The sequence below is a fragment of the Ulvibacterium marinum genome, from assembly GCF_003626755.1.
Lineage (GTDB): Bacteria > Bacteroidota > Bacteroidia > Flavobacteriales > Flavobacteriaceae > Ulvibacterium > Ulvibacterium marinum.
Map to the genome: position 1 here is coordinate 1,184,840 of NZ_RBCJ01000002.1, position 20,932 is coordinate 1,205,771.

The window sequence follows — 20,932 nt, forward strand, 5'->3', positions numbered from 1 at the left end:
CATAAAATAGTATAAAAATGAAACTATTCAGAAAAATACGGCAGTCCCTAATTAAAGAAGGGAATCTAAAGAGATACTTGCTTTATGCCTTAGGCGAAATTCTGTTGGTCATGATTGGTATCAGTTTGGCTTTTCAGGTAAATAATTGGAACGACAATCGAACAAAAAAAGCCTCTGAACTCAGGTACTATGAAAACATTAAGGAACAAATAAAAGATGACAAGGGACTAATCCTTGAGCAAATGGAATTAAACAATGGTTTTGGGGTTCAATTTAACTATGCGAATAAAATTCTAGAAAGCAACGATAGAAGCAAAATGGATACTCTTGGGCTAATAGCCCGTAACCTTACCCAATACACCGATTTTGATCGACAGGGCAACATTTATGAAACTATGGTGAACAGCGGGGAAGTTAAACTCCTACGCAATCATCAAATTATAAATGGACTTCGGCTACTGGAGGAAAAGTACTTATACATAAACCGAATGGAAAATATTCATTACGATGCGATGATGAAATATGTAGTGCCAAGCATCACTCCAGTTCTAAGGTTTTCTAACGGCACTATTGTGGACCCTGATAAAGTTTATGACTTTAAATTTCAAAATCTTGTGGTATCATTGCTTCAGATTATGAATGAAAAGGACAAGGTCTATAATGAGGCACTAAGTGAGATTGAAATGATTACTGCCTTAATCGACGAAGAATTAAAACGTGATTAGGGAATAAGCCCTTACCCCTAAATCCATCCCCTATTCTAAATATTTAAATAGCTTTTAAGCAGCTAATTATCAGTGTATTATCTTTATTTTTGAAGTCCAAAATAATTTTAACAACTTAACATAAACCAAATCATGAAAAAAATACACAAGGTGCCCATAACACCTCAAGCAGCTCTTTGTCAATCAAAAATTAATAGTTAGCAATCGAAGAATGAAAAATTAGTGCTGTTATTTATGTTTTTCACCACTACCTAATCAGTTTAGGGTAATCATACCATCAGCAGTACTAATAAAGATATAGGTAATGGAGAAACTCTTTTTGGAGCCTTTGCTTTAATGGGTACTCAAAGTTTATGGAAATACAGTTATAGAGGGTACTAACAATTTGCTCGAAAATTTGTCTTAAAGTGATTTCGTTTTTAAATTATTACTTTCATCCAATCAATTTAAAACCCCTAAAGTCTTGTAAATGGAAGTTGGGCGACTCAATACATCCATTGATACATATAACAAGGAGTTAACCCTAAAATCCCGCAATGCATTTGCCGCATTATGCGTTGAAAAGACTTTTTTGAAAGGTGACCTATTGTTAAATCTCAATCAGTCAGATAGATGGGAGTATGTTCTAGTACAGGGCATCGCCCGTACTTTTTTATTGAATACCGAAGGTGAGGAAATTACACTTTCCTTTTTCGAGGACAATACTATTCTACCACCCTACGTAACCCGGACCAAGAATGGGAGGTCTCTGTTGTATTGCGAAGCTATAACGAATTGCACCTTTGCCCGGTTGGATGCAAAAGCCTTTGAAGCCTTAATGGTTGAAAATCTGGAAATACGCGATTTTGGGAATACTGTATTACGGCAAGAACTATTGCAAAAGGTAGACAAAGAGATCCAAATGGCCTCATGGACCGCAAAAGCACGTCTAGAGCAGTTCCGAAAGGATTTTAGCATGTTAGAGAACAATGTCCCCCACCCAATGATAGCATCATATTTAGGCATTACGAATGTTTCCCTTAGTCGATTGCGAAAACAGCTCTAAATTGCTTTTTATCATTTGTTAATGGAAGCCTTAAGTTACTTTCATTCCTTTGTGGAAAGCAAAGTGATGAAAAGCATACATAGTATTGTAAATGCCAATCTGAAAGGGAAAAAGGTAGTGTTCCTTTTTCTGCTCTCCACGCTGGTCTATATCTTCATGATCAGTGTAACCATTCCCCATGTGATGGAACATGCACGGGGTATGTCTCTTTTGGATATGATGCCCTTGGGCTATGATTTTGAATATGTTCAGGCTCTGTTCAATTCTCTGGGCGAAGCGGGCAGGCATGCCTATCTCTATCGCCAAATTCCTATAGATATGGCTTACCCATTTCTTTTTGCCATCACCTATAGTCTGGTGCTTGCCTTTTTTTTGAAAAAACTGAATAAGTTGGAAGGACCGTTTTTCTATTTCTGCTTACTGCCTTTTATTGCAGGATTGGCAGACTATGCCGAGAATTTCGGCGTAGTGGTGTTGTTAACAAATTATCCGGATTTTTCAATACTTTCTGTAACAATAACCAGTATTTTTAGTCTTACAAAAAGCTGTATTACCACAATATTTTTTTTGGTCTTAACCGGGACACTTATCCTAGTTGCACTTAAATCCATAAACAAAAAGAAATGAAAATACTTTTTACCTTATTTATAACAGCCGTACTGGTTTCCTGTGGGCCAAAATCAAAGGAAAAAGAAGCGGACAAACAAGGAACATTTAGCGGTGTTTTTACGTATGGAAATTTTTCGGACATAATCTCTTTTGAAGTTCAAAGAGATTCGGCTGATTGGAAAGTGTTTTTTACAAGTCTTGAACAAAATGCCGTTAGGATACCTGCACGACAAGTAGAAATAAATGAAGATTCGATAAACTTCGTACTCCAGAGCGATCGATACACCTACAGTTTTAAAAACAAATGGACGACTAATTTTGATGAACTTTCCGGAACTCTGCTTGTAGATACCCTTAAAACAAAATATGCTCTAAAAAGAGACTCCAAAAACAATGGAAACGGATTAACGGCAGAAGAAAAAATTTTCATATCAAATGGATTACAAATTGGTGGAACCCTATGGCAACCCGCCCAATCCAATGGAGAGGCCATGGTATTTATTTCTTCTTCCGGTGGGGCGGATCGCAGCGCTTCCAGGGCAGAGGCTATTCATTTTTCCAAAATAGGATATACCACATTTCATTATGACAAAAGGGGAACCGGGGTATCCGAAGGAAATTGGCAAGCTGCCACTATGGAGGAACTATTATCCGATGATATCCATGCCATCCAATACTTTTCAGAACGAACAAGTATCCCATTATCCAAAATCGGAATTAAGGGCAGTAGTCAAGGGAGTGCCAAAATACCTTTTATTCTGAACGATATTCCTGAGCTAAAGTATGGTATAGTGGTAAGTTGTCCCGGAAGTACGTTGCTTGAAAGTGATTTGAATTACTGGAAAAATAGAAATCATCAGGTTTTTGGAGAAGACTTCGAAAGCGCGGCCGAGCTACAAGGAAAGGTTTTTGAACACATTGCGGGCAAAATATCCAGAAAAGACTTGGAGAAAGCCCTGAAAAGCAAAAAAAATGAGTCGTGGTCCGTTGATATCTGGGTGCCCAATTTAGACGAAGTAGAGGTAGATAAAAAGTTGCTATACAGCCCCGTTCCCCATTTTCAGAAAACACAACAACCCTTGCTAATCATTCAAGGTACTGCAGATGAAATCATTCCCGTTAATAGTCATAAAATCATTGTAGAAGCTTTGGAAGAAGCCCAAAACGACCGCTATGAAATACTACTGCTGAAAGACGCCAACCATGCCGTGAACTATGTTGGACAAAGAGATTTTCCATACTGGTCCAAATTACATCCTGAGTATCTACCGTCCGTTGAAAGGTGGTTAAAAGCACGCTAAGGCAAATGCAGTCGAAAAAACATTCTTGAGCTTCCTTCAAAGCTTCATAATAAATTTGCAACTTTATGTCCCATCCAAAGAAGTTGGATCGTCCCACAAATAGATAACAAACAAAATTATAGAAATTATGAATGAATTTATGATGATTTTCAGAACCGAAGATGCTGACAACAAAGCCCCTACCCCTGAGGAAATGCAGGAAGTAATGCAAATTTGGCAGGACTGGATCGGTGGAATCGCCGCCCAAGGAAAATTTGTAGCCACCAATGCCCTGGGGACACAAGGAAAGACCGTAACCTCGGACGGTGTAATAACGGATGGTCCTTATGCCGAACTTAAGGAAATAGTAGGTGGATATATCATCGTAAAGGCCAATGATCTGGATGAGGCCTTTAAACTATCCGAAGGATGTCCCATTCTTTCCCTTCCGACCGGAAGAGTTGAAGTGCGGGACGTAATGGTTTTTGATATGTAATTTAAAATGTCATTGCGCTAGGGCCGTTAAAAGCTTGGTAAACAAAGTAATCTTTCCGAAAGTTAAAATTACTTCCCAATCTTTTGTGCAATGGTTGGCGCAATGACGTTTTATGTTTTTTGATTCATGCCGACCAGAGAACTCATACCTCACCTGTTCCGTACCGAATTCAGTAAAATTGTTTCGGTGCTATGCAAGACCTTTGGTCTTTCAAACATCCAGCTTGCGGAGGACCTGGTAAGCGAAACCTTTCTAAAGGCTTCCGAAACTTGGGGCATGAAGGGAGTTCCGGATAATCCTACCGGATGGTTATACACCGTCGCCAAAAACAAGGCACGTGATACCTTTAAGCGGGAGAAAATATTCCGGGAAAAAATTAAGCCCGAGCTATCACATAAAACCCATGTTTCCCAGGCTATTGAAATAGACCTGTCCGACTCCAACATTCAGGATAGCCAGCTCAAAATGATGTTCGCCATTTGCAATCCGGTTATATCTTCCGAAGCTCAAATTGCCATGGCATTACGTATTTTATGTGGGTTCGGGGTGGCCGAAATTGCCGGAGCCTTCTTAAGCAAACCCGAAACCATTAATAAAAGATTGTATAGGGCCAAGGAAAAAATTCGTCAGCATCAGATAGATTTGACCATGCCCGATGCCGGTCAATTAAAGAGTCGGTTGCAAAACGTGCTTTTGGTGCTGTATTTGCTCTTTAATGAAGGCTATTATTCTGTAAGTTCAGAGAAACGTTTACGTAAGGACCTTTGCCTAGAGGCTATGCGTTTAAATTACATGTTGTTGAATTCCAAGTTGACCAACTTGTCTCAGACCAATGCGCTGATGGCCTTGTTCTGTTTCCATTCCTCAAGGTTCGAGGCTCGAATGGATGAAAAGGGAGTGCAAATCGTTTATGCGGACCAAGATGAATCCATATGGGACAAGGAGCTTGTTAAGAAGGGGGTATTATTTTTGAGCCGCTCCAGAAATGGGGACGAAATCACCAAATATCATTTAGAAGCCATAATTGCCTATTGGCACACCAGAAGCAAGCTGGACCCAAAAGAAAAATGGGAAAACATTTTGCGAATTTACAATAGGCTATTACAAATTGAATATTCTCCTATGGCAGCTCTAAATCGGACGTATGCACTGGCCAGGGCCAGAAGTAGGGAGGAGGCTATTGAGGAAGCCCTAAAAATAGATTTGAAACAAAATCATCTATACCATCTGTTGCTGGCCGAACTCTACTCGGGTTCCGATAGTGATAAGCAAAGGAATCACTTGCAAAGGGCGGCAGCCCTAAAAACTACGGAAAACGAACGGAAGTGGATTCTTAAAAAATTGGAGAGTATTCGCAAGGGATAAGATTAAGAAAATGGAATAACCTAAAATAGATAATATCATGGCTTATGACGAATTTTTGGCCGATCGGGCCCGGCTGGTCCTAAAACAGAAATCGGTCTATTTTGAGGAAAAGAAAATGATGGGCGGCTTATGTTTTATGGTCGACGATAAAATGTGCTTTGGTTTGGATACCGACAAAAAAACTGGCACACCCCGATTGATGTGCCGGGTAGGAGAACAGAACTACGAATTGGCGCTGCAAAAACAGCATTGTCGCCAGATGGACTTTACCGGACGCATTATGAAAGGCTACGTATACATTTCGGCAGAAGGTATCGATACAGACCATGAATTAGATTATTGGATCCAACTATGTTTGGATTTTAATCCATTGGCCAAAAGCAGTAAAAAAAGGGCTAAAAAGAAATAGGTACCAACTTATCTTGGGTGACGGTCGTCTTGCTAGCTATCAATTCAATCATGCTCCCATTATTACAAAGGCTATTTTTGAGTTCACTGAACGGTAAGAAAAGTGGTTTTTATTTTTATATCTCATTAAAAATGAGTATCTTATAATTCTACAACCCTGCCTTATCCGAGGGCAGACAACAACTTTTCGCCATGGGAACGATTAAAACCTTAAACAAATGGGCGAATGCCCATACCTATTATCCACTTGATCTTTTACGTGTTGCCTTGGGAGTTTTCCTTTTTATGAAAGGCATCGATTTCATGTCCAACCTTCAACAAATGGAAGAAGTTATTAAACCTTTTGAAAACATGCCCGGAGGTATGCTCATATTACATTATGTTGCCCCGGCACATTTTGTCGGGGGCTTCTTGATTGTGGTGGGGCTGCTCACCCGATGGGCAGTCATTGCCCAGTTGCCTATTTTGATCGGGGCCATATTGGTTAACTTTTTAGGGGAAATGAACGGGACAAACCTTATTTTGGCTTCCATTGTCCTATTGGTTTGCTTGTTTTTTGTCTTTTATGGTTCTGGCAAACATTCCGCGGATTATTATTTAAAAATGCAGAAGTGAATTGACTTTGTTTTCGTAGAGGGCTACAGATTGTCTAGTTGATTGCTTTTTTTATCTGTGCTTATAGTCCAAAAGAAACCTACAAAAAAGAAAGTATCTGCCGGCGGGCGAATGGTACGTCGATCAAAAATACCATCTATGTTTGGCGTATCTGCATATTGGTATCCATTAATATTATTGAACCCCAATACATTATTTACCGAAAAATAAAGGATTTTCTGTTGTGAGATCAAATAGGCCCAATTGAAGCTAAGGTTATTGAATGCCTTGGTTTTTTCACCCATGAATTCTGGGGTGTTCGGGTTATCATACGGACGACCGGAGGCATGCGTATAGGAAAATCCAACTTGGGAACGCCATTTATCTACCCAATATTTGGTCACCACTGAGAAATTGTGTTTGGCCGCAAAATTTGGTGTTGCTCTTTCAGGGAAATTTTGAAAGTCCCTTTCGGTATCCAAGTAAGAATAGGAAATCCAATAATCCAAATATTTTACGCTTTTGTTATCTCTCCAAAACACATCCAATCCTGCTGCGTATCCCTTCCCTTGGTTGTTGAAACTGGAATTGAATCGGGCAAGCTCCGTATCAAACTTTACCAAATTGTCATAATCCTTATAAAAAGCCTCGGCCCTAAAGGTTTTTCCATCACCCAAATATTGATAGTTTAGGATATAATGCGAGGTCTTTTCGGTCAAAAGTTCTTGATCAAATCGTAAATAATCCGCTATTGGATTCTGGTAAAAATCGCCATAGGCCAATGAGAATTGTCCTTTTTCACTGCTTTTGTAGGCCAATGAAAGCCGTGGGGCCATGTTAAAGTCGTTCAATACATCGGAATATTCGGCCCGTGCCCCTAATTTCAAGGCAAAACGATTGCTAAAGAAAATATCGGCCTCAGAGAATACGGCTGCCAGATTATCGGAATAACCACTAGTAAAAACAAAGTCATCCTGCCCGGTAAAGGTATCTTCATAGTCGGTCAAAAAGTACTCCGTTCCAAAATTCAATTGAAATTTTGAACTGAAGTTTTTCTTCAATTTCAGTTTTATGTGAGAGGCCGTTTCCTTGGTATCGATATCGTCATCAATTATACCAATTGCATTGGTGTCCCATGAGATACTGGCTCCCGTGGATAGCGTCCATGCATTATCAAAAAAATGTTTGTAGGTACTATTAAAATACAAGTTGTTGTTTCGAAGGCGAAAACGAACAAAATCCTCAAAATTGATATCTTCCTGATCTATGTCCAAATTGGCATGGTTAAATCCGGTATAGAGCTTAAAAATGCTGTTCTCCCCTTTACTTCTAAAAACGGCCTCCCCGGACAAGGAGGTATACGGATTGTTCCATCGAACCCCTTGATTGTCCGGAATAAGGGCTTGATAAGGCGATAGATTAATATAGGAGGTATTGATACTCAAGGATTCATCGCCCCAAATTTCGGTATGACCTAATCCTCCGCCAACGGACATAACTGCAATGTCCGTCTTTTCCTGATCGGGTACATCCGTAGTATTGAGGAGCAATACACTGGAAAGCGCCTGACCGTATTCAGCGGAGTATCCACCGGTACTAAACGTAATCCCTTTGAACAAAAAGGGTGAAAATCGACCCCTGGTCGGTACATTGTTGGCAGTAGCATTGAAGGGTTGAAACACCCGAAGTCCATCAATGAAAACCTGTGTCTCGTTTGCCGATCCTCCTCGGACGAACAAACGGCCATCCTCATTGACGGTGGATGTTCCCGGCAAAGTTTGCAAAGCTCCCACAAAATCCCCTGCAGCACCGGCCGTTGTAACGATATCCAAGGGTTTTAATACCGATACCTTGGAGTTATCACCGGCCTCAAAAGTACCGGCAGTAAGGGTAACTCCGGTTAATTGGTTAATAGCTTCCTGCAATGTAACTTTCAAATCTTGAAAGTAGGAGATATCGGCAGCTTGCATAAAAGTTTCATAGCCAATTATGGAAATAATGAGATTATGGGTCCCAGTTTCGGTGGTTTCGAAATTAAATTCTCCACTTTCGTTGGTGGAAGCACCATCATAGGTGCCTTCCAAATACACATTGGCTCCAGTAATGGGCTGATTCCTATTGTCTATCACTGTTCCAGAAACGATAGTCTGGGCGGGAAGCAAGGTGGAGAAAATAAATACGGTGATTAGAATTAGTTGTTTCATCATTTAGGATTTGATGAAACAAAATTGGGAAGGCATAACAGGCTTTCCCAAACCCTTTTACCGAACCGTTGGTTTTAAGGAGTGGAATGAAAATTAAAAATCAAGAAACAGTTCAGTAGTAGAAATTGACAATTCAGTATTGCCGATTTCAAATTGAAGTAATCAAAGTATTATGTAAAACCTCCCCTTTGAAGAGGAGGTTCTATTGTTTTCGAATTAACCTTTGGTTATAAGACTCCGGGTTAAAGCTATATTTCCTCTGCCAACCAGGCCTTCATCATCCAGACCGTTTTTTCCTGTTCTGTAATAAAATCACTCATCATGGCATTTGTGCCTTCGTCGTTGGCTTCGTCCGAAGCATTAAGAATCCTTCTTTCAATGATAAGCAATTCCTTAAGGGAGTCAACTATGAGTCGAATGGCTTCCTCGTCCTTTGAAACGTTCTTGCCTACGGGAACCTTGGAATTGGCAATATAATCCTCAAAGGTATGCTGTGGAATTCCACCCAGCGTCAAAACCCGTTCGGCAATCATATCTACCTTTGCATTTGCATCCGTATACAACTCCTCAAATTTTACGTGAAGATCAAAAAAGCCTTTTCCTTTTACGTTCCAATGTATCCCTCTAAGGTTTTGATAATATCGTTGAAAATTGGCTAATAAGGTGTTAAGGTCATTACTTAACTCTTTTGATTTATCGGCATTTAGCCCAATACTATTTAGTTTCATATTTCTACGTTTTTTAATTTAGTATAAAATTAATATATAAAAAATAGTCGTTAGCATAGATTTTATCAATAGTTTTTATAATTTTATGTCATAAAATTATAGCCCATGACTATTACCCAATTACAGTATGTTCTGGCAGTTGCCGAGTATCAGAATTTCACCTTGGCCGCCGAAAAAAGCTTTGTTACCCAACCCACTTTAAGTATGCAGGTACAGAAGTTGGAGGATGAACTGGATGTATTGATATTTGACCGTAAGAAAAAGCCCATCTCTATTACGGAGGTTGGTAAAAAAATCGTGGCCCAGGCCAAGAACATTGTTAACGAGGCCGAGAGGATAAGGGATATTGTTGATCAGGAAAAGGGCTTTATCGGGGGAGATTTTATCTTGGGCATTATTCCCACTATTATGCCCACACTTTTGCCCATGTTTCTTAAGACTTTTATCAACAAGTATACTAAAGTAAATCTTATTATTCGGGAGCAAAGTACGGAACAACTTATCCAAAACATCCAGGATGGCCATTTGGACGCGGGAATTGCCGCAACACCCTTAAAAAGTGAATTCATACAAGAGCGACCCTTATATTATGAACCTTTTGTGGGCTACATACCCAAAAACCATAGATTGGCCAAGGCAAAAAAAATAAATCCCGAAGACTTGGATATTTCGGATGTGCTTTTGTTAAAGGATGGTCATTGTTTCCGGGATGGGGTCATAAACCTATGCAATGCCCCAAAAAGTTTTACGGACGAACATTTTCAACTGCAAAGTGGTAGTTTCGAGACCTTGATAAACCTCTCCAATGAAGGGTTGGGGATGACGCTTCTGCCCTATTTGAATACCTTGGAACTGGATGAAAAGAAAAAACAAAATCTTAAATATTTCGACAATCCGCCACCGGCAAGGGAGGTGAGTCTAATCTATCACAAAAATGAACTCAAAATCCAGATTACCGAAGCTATTCGCGATGTAATTTCCGGTATCGTTAGGGGGGCTATTGCGTTTCAGGACGTGAAAATTATAAGTCCTTTGAACAAATAGCCTATTTATCCTTTATATCTGTACAAACAAGCTCCTATAAATACGGAATTATCTTTACAAGAAAACTGCGTATAGAATAAGAATCCTTTAAAGAAGTTTCTTTTTTGTAGAAGATGAAAAATTGCGGTAAGGTTGCTGGGAATTAAAAAAACCACCTGAAAGGTGGTTTTGAATTATGCTCTTAGATAAAGTAGCCCTTCTTGAAGCTCGGGCTTATCCGTTACAAATTGTTTTAACCAGAGTTTTAGTTCCTCAATTTCCTCGGGCAGTAATCTGGTGACTGCCTTTTTTAACTCCTTGAGGAAGAGTTTCGCATCAAAACTAACCTTTCTGAGTACAGTTTTAGAGTACTCCAGCATAGCTCTTGCCATATTCCTAAATGTTTTTAGAGATTAGATCGTATTCTCAAATTTAACAAGAAAAGTGAGGTTTTTATTGTACAGTGCAGTTAAAAATTAGATAATTTCTTGTTAAAACAGTATAGACGATCCATTTTGCATAATATCCTTATCTTGGATGGCTATGGAAAAGATAGTATCTATAGGCTTCATTTTGATTGTTTTACTAGGCTGCACCAGTTCCCAAAAAATAGTTCAAAAAAATGTTTGCCCAGTTCTGGACTCAGAGCTATTTGAAAATCACTTCACCGGATTCTTTGTTTTAGACCCCGAAAAAAGAGATACCATTTTTTCCCATAATAGTGCCAAATATTTTACCCCAGCAAGCAATACGAAAATTTATACACTGTTTACCTCCTTACATCTATTACCGGATAGTATCCCTTCCCTAAGATATAATGTCTACAACGACACCCTGTTTGTAGAAGGTACGGGCGACCCCTCTTTTTTACATCCCTATCTTAAGGATAGTACAGCTCTAAATTTTCTTAAAGAATACGACATAATTTCCTTTCACCTGAACAATATCCAGGAAGAACGTTTTGGACCTGGTTGGGCCTGGGGCGATTATCAATGGTACTATTCGGCCGAACGCAGTTCATTCCCGGTATATGGTAACGTGCTTACCGTCTATGAAAAAGAAGGACTACAGGTATCCCCTGCCCTTTTCAAGGACAAGGTAATTCCAATTGATTATGCCATACAACGGGAAGAAAACGAAAACCTGTTCTATTTTAATCCCTCAAGAAGGGATACCGTAGAAATTCCCTTGAAGTTGGATAGTACCCTAGTTCGAAATCTTTTGGAGGATGCACTGAAGAAAAAGGTTTCCATTACCCAAAATCCGATCAAAGGAAAAAAAAGCGTCCTATACAGTATGCCATCCGATTCCATTTATGTCAAAATGATGATGGACAGCGATAATTTTCTGGCCGAACAATTACTTATTCTAGCTTCCTCTACCCTATCCGACACCCTGAACACGGATAAGGTCCGTAACTTTGTTTTGGATAGCTTGTTGACCGACTTGAGACAGCCTCCTAGATGGGTTGATGGATCAGGACTTTCCCGATACAATCTTTTTACACCACAATCCATGGTACATGTACTTCACTTAATGTACCAACATATCCCAAGGCAAAGATTGTTTAGTTTATTCCCTGCCGGAGGCGTTTCCGGTACGTTGGAAAATTGGTATCCCGGAGACCCCGAACCCTATATCTATGCCAAGACAGGCAGTTTAGGAAACAACCACTGTATAAGCGGATATCTATTGACCAAATCGGGCAAAACTTTAATTTTCAGCTTTATGAACAATCACTTTAGAATTCCTTCTTCAGAAGTTAAAAAAAGAATGCAGTCTATTTTTGAAACTATCAGGGATACTTATTAAGGCATCCTTTCCGGAACCACCTGTCTGGAAAATTTTTCCCGAAGCAATTTCAATTTTGGGTCGATATATTTTTTACAAAAGGGTTTCGCTGGGTTCGAATAATAATAGCTGTGAAACATTTCGTCCGAAGGATAGAAGGCTTTGAAAGGAAGTATCTTTGTAATCAGCTTCTTTTTGAATTGGGCCTGGAACTCGCCCCACATACTTTCCAGCTTCTCTTTGTCTCCAGGGTCTATCGTATAAATTGCAGAACGATATTTACTTCTGAAGGAATGGTCCGCCGTACTTTCATGGGTAAACAAATGGATAAGCACCAAGTCCTTTAACGCAATTTCATTTGGAAAAAAAGATATAATAACCGCCTCGGAAAAAGTCTCGTTACCAGCTTCCGAAGCTACAAATCCCTGTTCTACCCTTTCAACACCCTTTAATGATTGAAACACCGCCTCCGTGCACCAATGGCATCCGCCACCAAAAGCTATTTTTTTAATCGAGCTCACTGCACTATAGTCGGGAATTCCTCAGGAAAATAACGCATTGATCTGGGCATATTGCAACAGCATAATGGTCTTCGCATCCTTGATTTCCCCGGTCTGTATCATACGCAATGCTTTTTCGAAGGAATATTCCAGGACTTCAATATTTTCGGTCTCCTCATCTACACCGCCACCATCACTTACCTTCATTCTATCCTCATATTCAGCAATAAAGAAATAAAGGATCTCGGTCACCGAACCAGGGGACATGTAGGATTCGAAAACCTTCTGTACATTATCCACTTTATACCCCGTTTCCTCCTGCACTTCTTTTTTAATGCAATTCTCCGGATTTTCCCCATCCAAAAGGCCGGCGCAGACTTCGATCATCATCCCACTGCTATTCCCATTTACATAAGTGGGCATACGAAATTGGCGTGTTAGGATCACGGTACCTTTCTTTTGGTTATACAGCAATATAGCGGCACCATTGCCCCGGTCATAGGCTTCTCGATATTGGGTTTCCCAACTGCCGTCCGGTTTTTGGTATTCATAGGTGAATTTGTTGAGCGTATACCAATTGTCCGATAGTAGCTCTTTTTTGATATTGCGAATCCCGTCATTCTGCATCCGGTATGTCCTTTAAATTATAATAAATACGGAGTCCTAATTCTTTTGCGATTTCCACATCCTGGTCCGCTCCCTTTGATTCTCCTTGAATCCTTAGGACTGCGTCACATTTATGCAACAACCGATGTGCCGTTGGGTATTGAATCTCCGTAAATATGGCATCTCCTATTTCGGTGGAACCCGCTAATCGCATTAGGGGGTTGGCTACCCATTCACCGATCATGGGAATATGTCCCTTTCGAAATATGGGCAATGCCATCGACTCTAGTTTGTCCATGTTTTTTTGGATCAACGCAGGGTCATTCCCCGTATTGCTGGCGTAAGGTCCCGCAATTAAGATCATCATCATTTTCTGTTTTGGTAAAGAAAATAAATTCCGATCAATAAAAGATTAAGATAGTTTAAGAGACTATTTATTTCTTTACGCTGCTCAAAAACTCCGGTGTAACACCAAGATAGGAGGCTATTTGTTTTTGGGTCACTTTTGAGGTAATTTGGGGATATTTTGCAACAAAACGGGCGTATCTGTCTTCCGTGGTCCGCGATATGGCGTCTAGCACCCTAAGTTGCTCCCTAACGTAGGCTTTTTGGAATAGAATCCTAAAAAAGCGCTCCAGCTTGGGTATTTTCGTGAAAAGTTGCTCCAAAGCGAGGAAATCCAATGAATACAAACGACTGTCCTCTAGCGTTTCCAGAGATAATAGGGCCGGTTTTTGATTTACGAAGGAGTACATATCGGTAATCCACCAATCCTGTACTGCGAACATAATGGTGGATTCCTTGCCTTGTTTGTTTGAATTGTAAGCCCTTAGGCTTCCCGATTCCACAAAATACAGCTTTCTGCATATCTGGCCCTGCTCCAATACCCGTTCTTTCTTTGGAATGTCCCTCAGTTCTAAAACAGCACTTATCCAATCCCTTTCCTCAGCTGTTAGGTCTATGTGTTTTTGAATGTTCAAAAAAATCTGGGAATCGTTCACAATAAACAATCTGGATTAAATAGTTCGGCATTGGAGCTCCTTTTCGATATTCTTAGGGAAGTGCCCCAATGTCTACAAAAATAAATTTTAATGTCTTATCAGGTACCGATTGCAAAAAATTATGCTCTTACCGAAGGTTTAGCCCGTATTGCCACAATTTGATTTAAAGTTCTTGACGTGCGCATTAAACGAAAATAGCCCTGCTTAATTATCTTCGAAAAGGCAATATTTTTTGGTCAAATCTTGACCAGATAGTGTAATCGATTTACCCCTTATATAGTTTACATTTGTCCTATGTTCAACCAAAAAGCGTAATCATGCATATAAGAGTCGTATCTCTTTGTATCGGAATTGTACTTCTCCACACGATTGACCTCGAGGCACAAAAACTGAAAGTAAGTGACAACAATCGCTATTTGGTAACCGAGGATGGGGCACCTTTCTTTTGGTTGGCGGATACAGCCTGGGAACTATTCCATAGATGTGATCGTAAAGATGTGAATATGTACCTGGAAAAAAGGGCGGAACAAGGTTTTAATGTAATACAGGCCGTGGCCCTGGCAGAAATTGATGGACTCAATGTACCCAATCCATATGGTGAGACACCCTTGGTGAACAATGACCCAAAAACTCCCAATGACCAATATTTTCAACATGTGGATTACGTTATACGGAAGGCGGATTCTTTGGGAATTTATATCGCCCTATTACCTACCTGGGGCGATAAACTCTTTACGGAAAGTTGGGGCGTTGGGCCGGAAGTCTTTACCTCGGATAATGCCAAGTTATTCGGTAAATGGATTGGGAATCGATATAAAGATTTTGAAAACATTATTTGGATCGTAGGTGGTGATCGAAATCCGAGAAAGGATTCCAATGATGTGATGGTGTGGAGACAAATGGCCGCTGGTATCGTCGAGGCAATCGGTGGAAACGAAAATGGGCTTATGAGCTTTCATCCGCAACCCACGGAGTTGGCCGGTTCTTCAACTTGGTTCCATCAAGATGCATGGTTGGATTTTAATATGCACCAAACCGGACATTGTGCCAATAAAGGCACATACAAACATATAACACATGATTACAATCTGAAGCCGACCAAACCTGTATTGGACGGGGAACCGCTCTATGAGAATCATCCCAACTGTTTTAATGCCAAGGAGTTGGGCTATAGTACTGCCCGGGATATTCGTCGGATAATGTATTGGAACGTTTTTGCCGGAGCCTTTGGGCAAACCTATGGCTGCCATGATGTTTGGCAAATGTTCAAATTGGATAAAAACGGGATCAATGGCCCGTTGCGCCCCTGGCCCGAAGCATTAGAATTACCCATGGCCACCCAGGCCAAGCACTTAAAAAATTTAATATTGTCGCGTCCCTTCCTTAGTCGTATACCCGATCAGGAAATGGTGGTTGGGAACCAGGAGGAGACTGAAGACTATGTAATTGCTACGCGCGATAGTGATGGAACTTACGCCATGATCTATTTTCCAACAGGCAAGGAAACAGAGCTAAATTTAAGCAAGCTCAATACAGATACTTTAAAAACTTGGTGGTATGATCCAAGAACCGGAAACGCATTTGAGGGTGAAACATTAGCCAAAAAGGAAAGCGTGGTAATTGCACCACCAACTTCAGGAAAAGGAAATGATTGGGTATTTGTGATCGATGCGATGAATACAAAATTCAAGGTTCCGGGGCATTGAATTTTGTGAGATTCAAAAAAAACCTTTTTAGACGGTAACCGCTTTGTTCAAATATCTTCTGAAGGGCAGCATTTCTTGGTAGACCTTAATCACTTTTTGTTCAAAATCTTCCTGTAATACCTCGGTATTGGAAAACGAATGCAGTACCGCAAAGGTCTTGTTACGTAAAAGGTCTATATGGGGATGGTCATTGGAGAACCCCTTTGGGGCGCTTTTTAGCTTTTCATCAAGAACCAGGTCACCAAAGGTCTCCTTGAACGACTTTTTATTGAGGATTTTTTTGAGTTCCTCCCCATCATAATCAATAGCATCCCGAATACTTCGTAATGTTTTTGGAACCGGTCGCCAAAACCCACCCGCTAACATGGATTGTTCAATGCCAATTTCTACATAGAAATCCCCCGTGTTAGGACGTTTATCCAGTCCCGCTCCAAAATGATCCTTATAAATTGGTTTGTTGGGATGGAACATTAAATTGTTGTTGATGCGATTAATACCCTTCTTTCCTGGAGTGGAATAATACTGGTCATCTATTGCTGCAAGGGCCAAATCCATTTTGTCCAACCAGGATATGTAATCGTCCCGTACTTCCTTGTACCATTTGCGATTGGCATCCATCCATTCCTTGGAATTGTTTTTGTTGAGTTCCGTTAAAAAATGGATAAGGTTTTTAAAGTTCATGGGCAGTTAGATGTCAGGTTTAAGGGTTAAGGGTTAAGGGTTAAGGGTTAAGGGTTAAGGGTTAAGGGTTAAGGTTTAAGGTTTAAGGTTTAAGGTTTAAGGTTTAAGGTTTAAGGAATTAAAAATATAATTTCCAAATCTTAAATCTTACGTCTTTTTATCTTTCGTCTTTTGGTCTTAAGTTGGATGTTAGTTTTAAGATCAAGATTTCAGGTTTAAGGTTCAGGTTGGTCTTAATACGCATGACACCTTGTTATTGTTCATTGCTCATTGTTTATTGTTTACCGCTAACTGTTCACTGCTCATTGTCAAAATCTCATGTCCCATATATCCTATCTCAATTTTTTCTTTCCGTCTTTGTTCCGATGTGAAATGTTCTATTTAGGTCTTTTTGAAATTTGTGATTGCTCACTGTTTCCCGTTCATTGCCCATAGCTCATTGTCCACTGTTTACTGGCAACTGACAACTGCTCACTGTCAATATATCACGTCTTTTTGTCTTTCCATCTTTTTGTCCTTCCGTCTCCCTAAAACCGATTATCCCCATCCAACAAATCCCCGATACCGCCCAAAAGACTACCTTCGCCCTTATCTTTACCACCTCTGGGTAGCGAAGCCAAAACCCTTCCGGCCAATCGACTAAATGGCAAGGATTGTATGTAAACAACACCCGGACCGCGTAGGGTAGCAAAAAACAATCCTTCGCCGCCGAATACCGTATTTTTGATTCCACCTACAAACTGAATATCATAGTCCACATTTTGTGTAAATCCGACGATACAGCCTGTATCTACCTTTAAGACTTCACCAGCGGCCAACTCTTTTCGTGCCAAGGTTCCCCCAGCATGGACAAAGGCCATCCCGTCCCCTTCCAGCTTTTGCATAATAAAACCTTCGCCACCAAAAAGTCCCCTACCCAAGCGTTTGGAGAATTCTATCCCAACAGATACTCCTTTAGCAGCACAGAGAAAAGCATCTTTTTGACAGATGAACTTCCCACCCTTTTCGGATAGATCAATGGGCACTATCTTACCCGGATAGGGTGCCGCAAAGCTGACTTGCTTTTTGCTTTGACCGATGTTCAGAAAAGCGGTCATAAAAAGACTTTCACCCGTAAGCAATCGCTTTCCAGCGGAAAACAATTTTCCCAGGACCCCACTATCCTGATTGGAGCCATCCCCAAAGATGGTATCCATCTTAATATCGGAATCCATCATCATAAAGCTACCAGCTTCAGCCACTACAGCTTCTTGGGGATCCAGTTCAATTTCTACATATTGCATTTCCTCCCCGTAAATATCATAATCTATTTCGTGCGCGTTCATCTTTTGTTTTATTTAGTTAAAGTTCATTGGCCATTTTTGGATAGCCTGTCCTGCAAATACTGCTAGTAACATAATAGTCTTCACCACGGTTCATTTGTTACAATTGGATAGTCTTGTAATCGGTGTACAAGCCCAGCTGAACTTCTACACCCAGTATTTCGGAACTAAAAATATCGAAAACAACAATACTATAAAATAAACATGGATTGGCATTGAGAGGCAAATTGGCATTACCTCCGTGAGAGGTAGGTAGATGAACTATAAATTTGGACAGTTGGTTTTCTGCTAGAATTAAATTTCTAAATGGAATGGAACAAAAGGAGAAGAGGATTTGGGCACCTAATCGGAATTATGAAGTGTTTAATGAAAAAAAGCGGGTTCCGCCTTTGTTATGTCCTAGCATTTTAAACTTCATGAAGATTACGCTAATAATTTTTCGAAGTGTTTTTTTGGACATGGTCGCTAAAGAACCCGCTTACTTTTGTTTGCCTTTAATAAATTCCCAATCGTAATCTTTTATGGAACAAAATCTCTTTTCCCATAGAGACTTTTATATGATATAAATCCTTTTTGGAATAGCCAAAATCAAAAATTTTGCCTACCACTACGGCATCTCCCAACACCTCCTTACGGATCAACTCATAATCAGACGAAAAAATCTCCACGGTATAGACCGCTTCTTCCTCATTGAAAAAGGTCATCATTACTTTATTATTGCGTTGTTGCACCCTCGGGTCTGAATTGTCATAAGGAAGGTCCGCAACTGCTTCATTGGTAAACATGAAGAGACTAATGGTGGTTATTATTCCGAAAATCTTTTTGATTTTTCCCATGGTCAAAGGATTTTTAGATTATACATTAGATTCACATCTAAATTAGAATCTTAATCCCCTCGCTGGAATCTAAAATGCCCAACGGCCGTTTTTGTCGTACGAACAAGTAAAACAAACGTATCGATTATGAAAGGCCGATCAAAAGATGGGAAATACGGTCAAATCCGGTTTTTATCCAATACCTCCAATACGGCGTTTTTGTATACATTGCCCAACGGAAAGGATTTCCGGTCAATAACTACATAGGTGTTGGTATAGTTTTGAATATGGTTGAGATTGACCAAGAAAGACCTATGGATTCGAACAAAGAGATTTTTAGGCAATTTATGCTGCATTTCGCCAATGCTCACCATGGTGATGTGGTTTTTCTGGGAGGTAACGATTTTTACATGATTTTTTAGGCTTTCTATATACCTGATATCCATCAAATTTATCTTTACGTTTTCTCGGTCACTCTTAACAAAGATGTAGGACAAAGGATCCAATCCATTGGAATGATACTCTCGGTCCGTACGCAGCTGACGCCTTACCTTTCCTATCGCTTGCATTAAGCGATCTAGCGGAATAGGTTTTAACAGATAATCCACCACATCCAATTCAAATCCGTCCAGGGCAAAATTGCGATGGGCGGTAGTAATCAAAACGAGCGGTGGATCTTTAAGTGATTTCAGAAAGGAAAGACCGTCCAGTTTGGGCATCTCGATATCTAGGAAAATGAGATCTATCCTTTCGCTTTGCAATACTTCAAAAGCCTCGGACGCACTTCTACAAGTGGCGACGACCCTAAGGTCTTTAAACTCCCTTAGGTGCGACTCGATAACCGTAATGGCGATAGGCTCATCATCCAAAATTAGGCAGCGTATGTCTTCCATTCACTAAATGTTTATACAAAGTTCAATGCAATAAGAATTCCCCTGGGTAATTTTCAGGTCATAGGATGTACCATAAATAAGGTCCAAGCGCTTTTGGACATTATCAAGTCCAATACCGCTGTGTACTTGTGGTCTCCCCTGCCCATTCTCGGTATTAACAACAGGAAGGCTATTCTCCACAATAAACAAAAACCGTTGCTCGCTTACTTCTGTCAAGATTCGAATCCAACTGGTCTCTAAATTAGAAGAGGGTCCATGTTTGAATGCATTTTCAACAAAGGAAATCAAAACTAAAGGTGGGATTTTTTTGTCCTTGGTTTCGCCTGTTACTTTATAATCGATTTGCAGTTCATCACCATAGCGTATCTTTTCCAAAGCAATATAGTTCTCCAAATTGGCCAATTCACTCTCCACGGGCACCAGGGTCTCATTGGATTCATAGAGCATATAACTCATGATTTCCGATAGCTTCACGACCATATCCCCAGCCTTATCGCTTTTGGTCAGGATTAATCCATAAAGATTGTTCAAGGTATTAAAAAGAAAATGAGGCTGTAACTGGTGCTTTAAAAATCGAAGCTCGGTTTCCAATTTTTGGGTGAGCAAGTTTTTGGTCTTCCGTTCATAGACAATCTGCTGCTGGATAAATTTAATAATGGCCACCAAGGAAACCACAAACAAAAGATCCAAGGCCTTATAGACCATTTTAAAGACAAAAAAGGGTGCCTTTCCCCAAGCGCAGCACAATTCTCCGGAAAGCAAAAGCCAAGACTGCAAGGAACATATTTCCATGGTCCTAAGTACCATGGCCCCAAGAAAACAAAGTGTTAGGGTTAGGAACAAGAGCGAGAAATAGCGCCTCTTTGCAGAGAATCGCGGCAGCAGATAGTAGATAACAAAATAGGTAATGGTCAGTTTAATGGGAAGCACAAAAAGCTCCACCAAAAGCCAATCCGCATAATTGCCATCCGAATAGGAGTTGGTGTTTACCAACGCATAAAACCCCCACCAACTGCACCAGTATAATACATGACGGGATATGCGTTCCCATGTCCATTTTTCATATACCTTGGAGAACAAAAACATTGTACTAAAATACACAACCTTAGATCATTAGCGTTTCCAAAAGCTACCAACACG

General features: G+C 40.2%; 23 protein-coding genes. 11 read left to right on the top strand and 12 right to left on the bottom strand.

Going from position 1 to position 20,932, the window contains the following annotated elements:
* Positions 1-17: 17 nt before the first annotated feature.
* The 8 genes from D7Z94_RS12405 to D7Z94_RS12440 all read left to right on the top strand — a co-directional run bounded on the left by D7Z94_RS12405 (position 18) and on the right by D7Z94_RS12440 (position 6,543).
* The gene (locus D7Z94_RS12405) at positions 18-725 is read left to right on the top strand and encodes a DUF6090 family protein (protein WP_120711847.1); all 708 of its coding nucleotides are present in this window, start codon (positions 18-20) and stop codon (positions 723-725) included.
* A gap of 469 nt (positions 726-1,194) precedes the next feature.
* A complete protein-coding gene (locus D7Z94_RS12410) occupies positions 1,195-1,770 on the top strand; it encodes a Crp/Fnr family transcriptional regulator (protein ID WP_120711848.1) in 576 nt (191 codons plus the stop codon).
* A 66-nt stretch (positions 1,771-1,836) separates the two neighbouring features.
* Positions 1,837-2,397 (top strand): hypothetical protein, encoded by a 561-nt coding sequence (locus D7Z94_RS12415; RefSeq protein WP_120712058.1) that lies wholly within the window; start codon positions 1,837-1,839, stop codon positions 2,395-2,397.
* Positions 2,394-3,680, top strand: coding sequence for an alpha/beta hydrolase family protein (locus D7Z94_RS12420; protein WP_120711849.1), 1,287 nt, complete (start codon positions 2,394-2,396; stop codon positions 3,678-3,680). Before D7Z94_RS12415 ends, D7Z94_RS12420 begins: the two co-directional genes overlap by 4 nt.
* 127 nt (positions 3,681-3,807) lie before the next feature.
* A complete protein-coding gene (locus tag D7Z94_RS12425) occupies positions 3,808-4,155 on the top strand; it encodes a YciI family protein (protein WP_120711850.1) in 348 nt (115 codons plus the stop codon).
* Between the two features lie 126 nt (positions 4,156-4,281).
* Positions 4,282-5,520, top strand: a complete 1,239-nt coding sequence (locus tag D7Z94_RS12430; protein ID WP_120711851.1) for an RNA polymerase sigma factor — start codon at positions 4,282-4,284, stop codon at positions 5,518-5,520.
* Positions 5,521-5,557: 37 nt separating this feature from the next.
* Positions 5,558-5,929, top strand: a complete 372-nt coding sequence (locus D7Z94_RS12435; RefSeq protein WP_120711852.1) for a TfoX/Sxy family protein — start codon at positions 5,558-5,560, stop codon at positions 5,927-5,929.
* A gap of 191 nt (positions 5,930-6,120) precedes the next feature.
* A complete protein-coding gene (locus tag D7Z94_RS12440) occupies positions 6,121-6,543 on the top strand; it encodes a DoxX family protein (RefSeq protein WP_120711853.1) in 423 nt (140 codons plus the stop codon).
* Positions 6,544-6,566: 23 nt separating this feature from the next.
* On the opposite strand, the gene D7Z94_RS12445 is transcribed toward D7Z94_RS12440, so the two are convergent.
* Positions 6,567-8,726: a TonB-dependent receptor gene (locus tag D7Z94_RS12445; protein ID WP_120711854.1), complete on the bottom strand. Its 2,160-nt coding sequence runs from the start codon at positions 8,724-8,726 to the stop codon at positions 6,567-6,569.
* 248 nt (positions 8,727-8,974) lie between these two features.
* Positions 8,975-9,454 carry a Dps family protein gene (locus D7Z94_RS12450; protein WP_120711855.1) on the bottom strand — a complete coding sequence of 160 codons (480 nt, stop codon included), beginning with the start codon at positions 9,452-9,454 and terminating at the stop codon, positions 8,975-8,977.
* 105 nt (positions 9,455-9,559) lie between these two features.
* Here D7Z94_RS12450 and D7Z94_RS12455 point away from each other — a divergent pair, with 105 nt between their 5' ends.
* Positions 9,560-10,498 (top strand): LysR substrate-binding domain-containing protein, encoded by a 939-nt coding sequence (locus D7Z94_RS12455; RefSeq protein WP_120711856.1) that lies wholly within the window; start codon positions 9,560-9,562, stop codon positions 10,496-10,498.
* Between the two features lie 173 nt (positions 10,499-10,671).
* On the opposite strand, the gene D7Z94_RS12460 is transcribed toward D7Z94_RS12455, so the two are convergent.
* Positions 10,672-10,869 carry a hypothetical protein gene (locus D7Z94_RS12460; RefSeq protein WP_120711857.1) on the bottom strand — a complete coding sequence of 66 codons (198 nt, stop codon included), beginning with the start codon at positions 10,867-10,869 and terminating at the stop codon, positions 10,672-10,674.
* A 151-nt stretch (positions 10,870-11,020) separates the two neighbouring features.
* On the opposite strand from D7Z94_RS12460, the gene D7Z94_RS12465 reads away from it, so the two are divergent.
* A complete protein-coding gene (locus tag D7Z94_RS12465; RefSeq protein ID WP_120712059.1) occupies positions 11,021-12,289 on the top strand; it encodes a D-alanyl-D-alanine carboxypeptidase/D-alanyl-D-alanine-endopeptidase in 1,269 nt (422 codons plus the stop codon).
* Here D7Z94_RS12465 and D7Z94_RS12470 read toward each other — a convergent pair.
* From D7Z94_RS12470 to D7Z94_RS12485, 4 genes are all read right to left on the bottom strand, one after another.
* On the bottom strand, positions 12,286-12,789 hold the full coding sequence (locus tag D7Z94_RS12470; protein ID WP_120711858.1) for a peptide-methionine (S)-S-oxide reductase: 504 nt from the start codon (positions 12,787-12,789) through the stop codon (positions 12,286-12,288). The genes D7Z94_RS12465 and D7Z94_RS12470 overlap by 4 nt on opposite strands.
* Before the next feature lie 21 nt (positions 12,790-12,810).
* Positions 12,811-13,395: a GDP-mannose pyrophosphatase NudK gene (nudK, locus tag D7Z94_RS12475; RefSeq protein ID WP_120711859.1), complete on the bottom strand. Its 585-nt coding sequence runs from the start codon at positions 13,393-13,395 to the stop codon at positions 12,811-12,813.
* Complete coding sequence (locus tag D7Z94_RS12480) at positions 13,385-13,741, bottom strand: DUF4406 domain-containing protein (RefSeq protein ID WP_211341780.1); 357 nt, start codon at positions 13,739-13,741, stop codon at positions 13,385-13,387. The genes nudK and D7Z94_RS12480 overlap by 11 nt, the downstream gene beginning before the upstream one ends.
* A 67-nt stretch (positions 13,742-13,808) precedes the next feature.
* Positions 13,809-14,375 carry a Crp/Fnr family transcriptional regulator gene (locus D7Z94_RS12485; protein WP_120712060.1) on the bottom strand — a complete coding sequence of 189 codons (567 nt, stop codon included), beginning with the start codon at positions 14,373-14,375 and terminating at the stop codon, positions 13,809-13,811.
* 317 nt (positions 14,376-14,692) lie between these two features.
* On the opposite strand from D7Z94_RS12485, the gene D7Z94_RS12490 reads away from it, so the two are divergent.
* Positions 14,693-16,081, top strand: a complete 1,389-nt coding sequence (locus D7Z94_RS12490) for a glycoside hydrolase family 140 protein (protein ID WP_120711861.1) — start codon at positions 14,693-14,695, stop codon at positions 16,079-16,081.
* 27 nt (positions 16,082-16,108) lie between these two features.
* Here D7Z94_RS12490 and D7Z94_RS12495 read toward each other — a convergent pair whose 3' ends face one another.
* The 5 genes from D7Z94_RS12495 to D7Z94_RS12515 form a co-directional block, all read right to left on the bottom strand.
* The gene (locus D7Z94_RS12495; RefSeq protein WP_120711862.1) at positions 16,109-16,762 is read right to left on the bottom strand and encodes a DUF2461 domain-containing protein; all 654 of its coding nucleotides are present in this window, start codon (positions 16,760-16,762) and stop codon (positions 16,109-16,111) included.
* 527 nt (positions 16,763-17,289) lie between these two features.
* On the bottom strand, positions 17,290-18,087 hold the full coding sequence (locus D7Z94_RS12500; protein WP_120711863.1) for a TIGR00266 family protein: 798 nt from the start codon (positions 18,085-18,087) through the stop codon (positions 17,290-17,292).
* Positions 18,088-18,578: 491 nt separating this feature from the next.
* Positions 18,579-18,920: a hypothetical protein gene (locus D7Z94_RS12505; protein ID WP_120711864.1), complete on the bottom strand. Its 342-nt coding sequence runs from the start codon at positions 18,918-18,920 to the stop codon at positions 18,579-18,581.
* A gap of 158 nt (positions 18,921-19,078) precedes the next feature.
* Positions 19,079-19,792 carry a LytR/AlgR family response regulator transcription factor gene (locus tag D7Z94_RS12510; protein ID WP_120711865.1) on the bottom strand — a complete coding sequence of 238 codons (714 nt, stop codon included), beginning with the start codon at positions 19,790-19,792 and terminating at the stop codon, positions 19,079-19,081.
* Between the two features lie 3 nt (positions 19,793-19,795).
* Positions 19,796-20,893: a sensor histidine kinase gene (locus tag D7Z94_RS12515; protein WP_211341781.1), complete on the bottom strand. Its 1,098-nt coding sequence runs from the start codon at positions 20,891-20,893 to the stop codon at positions 19,796-19,798.
* Between the last annotated feature and the right edge of the window lie 39 nt (positions 20,894-20,932).

Bases quoted from the DNA above. Each gene is read 5' to 3' on its own strand.
- D7Z94_RS12405 (WP_120711847.1), top strand. From the start codon at position 18: ATGAAACTATTCAGAAAAATACGGCAGTCCCTAATTAAAGAAGGGAAT.
- D7Z94_RS12410 (WP_120711848.1), top strand. From the start codon at position 1,195: ATGGAAGTTGGGCGACTCAATACATCCATTGATACATATAACAAGGAG.
- D7Z94_RS12415 (WP_120712058.1), top strand. From the start codon at position 1,837: ATGAAAAGCATACATAGTATTGTAAATGCCAATCTGAAAGGGAAAAAG.
- D7Z94_RS12420 (WP_120711849.1), top strand. From the start codon at position 2,394: ATGAAAATACTTTTTACCTTATTTATAACAGCCGTACTGGTTTCCTGT.
- D7Z94_RS12425 (WP_120711850.1), top strand. From the start codon at position 3,808: ATGAATGAATTTATGATGATTTTCAGAACCGAAGATGCTGACAACAAA.
- D7Z94_RS12430 (WP_120711851.1), top strand. From the start codon at position 4,282: ATGCCGACCAGAGAACTCATACCTCACCTGTTCCGTACCGAATTCAGT.
- D7Z94_RS12435 (WP_120711852.1), top strand. From the start codon at position 5,558: ATGGCTTATGACGAATTTTTGGCCGATCGGGCCCGGCTGGTCCTAAAA.
- D7Z94_RS12440 (WP_120711853.1), top strand. From the start codon at position 6,121: ATGGGAACGATTAAAACCTTAAACAAATGGGCGAATGCCCATACCTAT.
- D7Z94_RS12445 (WP_120711854.1), bottom strand. From the start codon at position 8,726: ATGAAACAACTAATTCTAATCACCGTATTTATTTTCTCCACCTTGCTT.
- D7Z94_RS12450 (WP_120711855.1), bottom strand. From the start codon at position 9,454: ATGAAACTAAATAGTATTGGGCTAAATGCCGATAAATCAAAAGAGTTA.
- D7Z94_RS12455 (WP_120711856.1), top strand. From the start codon at position 9,560: ATGACTATTACCCAATTACAGTATGTTCTGGCAGTTGCCGAGTATCAG.
- D7Z94_RS12460 (WP_120711857.1), bottom strand. From the start codon at position 10,869: ATGGCAAGAGCTATGCTGGAGTACTCTAAAACTGTACTCAGAAAGGTT.
- D7Z94_RS12465 (WP_120712059.1), top strand. From the start codon at position 11,021: ATGGAAAAGATAGTATCTATAGGCTTCATTTTGATTGTTTTACTAGGC.
- nudK (WP_120711859.1), bottom strand. From the start codon at position 13,395: ATGCAGAATGACGGGATTCGCAATATCAAAAAAGAGCTACTATCGGAC.
- D7Z94_RS12480 (WP_211341780.1), bottom strand. From the start codon at position 13,741: ATGATGATCTTAATTGCGGGACCTTACGCCAGCAATACGGGGAATGAC.
- D7Z94_RS12490 (WP_120711861.1), top strand. From the start codon at position 14,693: ATGCATATAAGAGTCGTATCTCTTTGTATCGGAATTGTACTTCTCCAC.
- D7Z94_RS12495 (WP_120711862.1), bottom strand. From the start codon at position 16,762: ATGAACTTTAAAAACCTTATCCATTTTTTAACGGAACTCAACAAAAAC.
- D7Z94_RS12500 (WP_120711863.1), bottom strand. From the start codon at position 18,087: ATGAACGCGCACGAAATAGATTATGATATTTACGGGGAGGAAATGCAA.
- D7Z94_RS12505 (WP_120711864.1), bottom strand. From the start codon at position 18,920: ATGGGAAAAATCAAAAAGATTTTCGGAATAATAACCACCATTAGTCTC.
- D7Z94_RS12510 (WP_120711865.1), bottom strand. From the start codon at position 19,792: ATGGAAGACATACGCTGCCTAATTTTGGATGATGAGCCTATCGCCATT.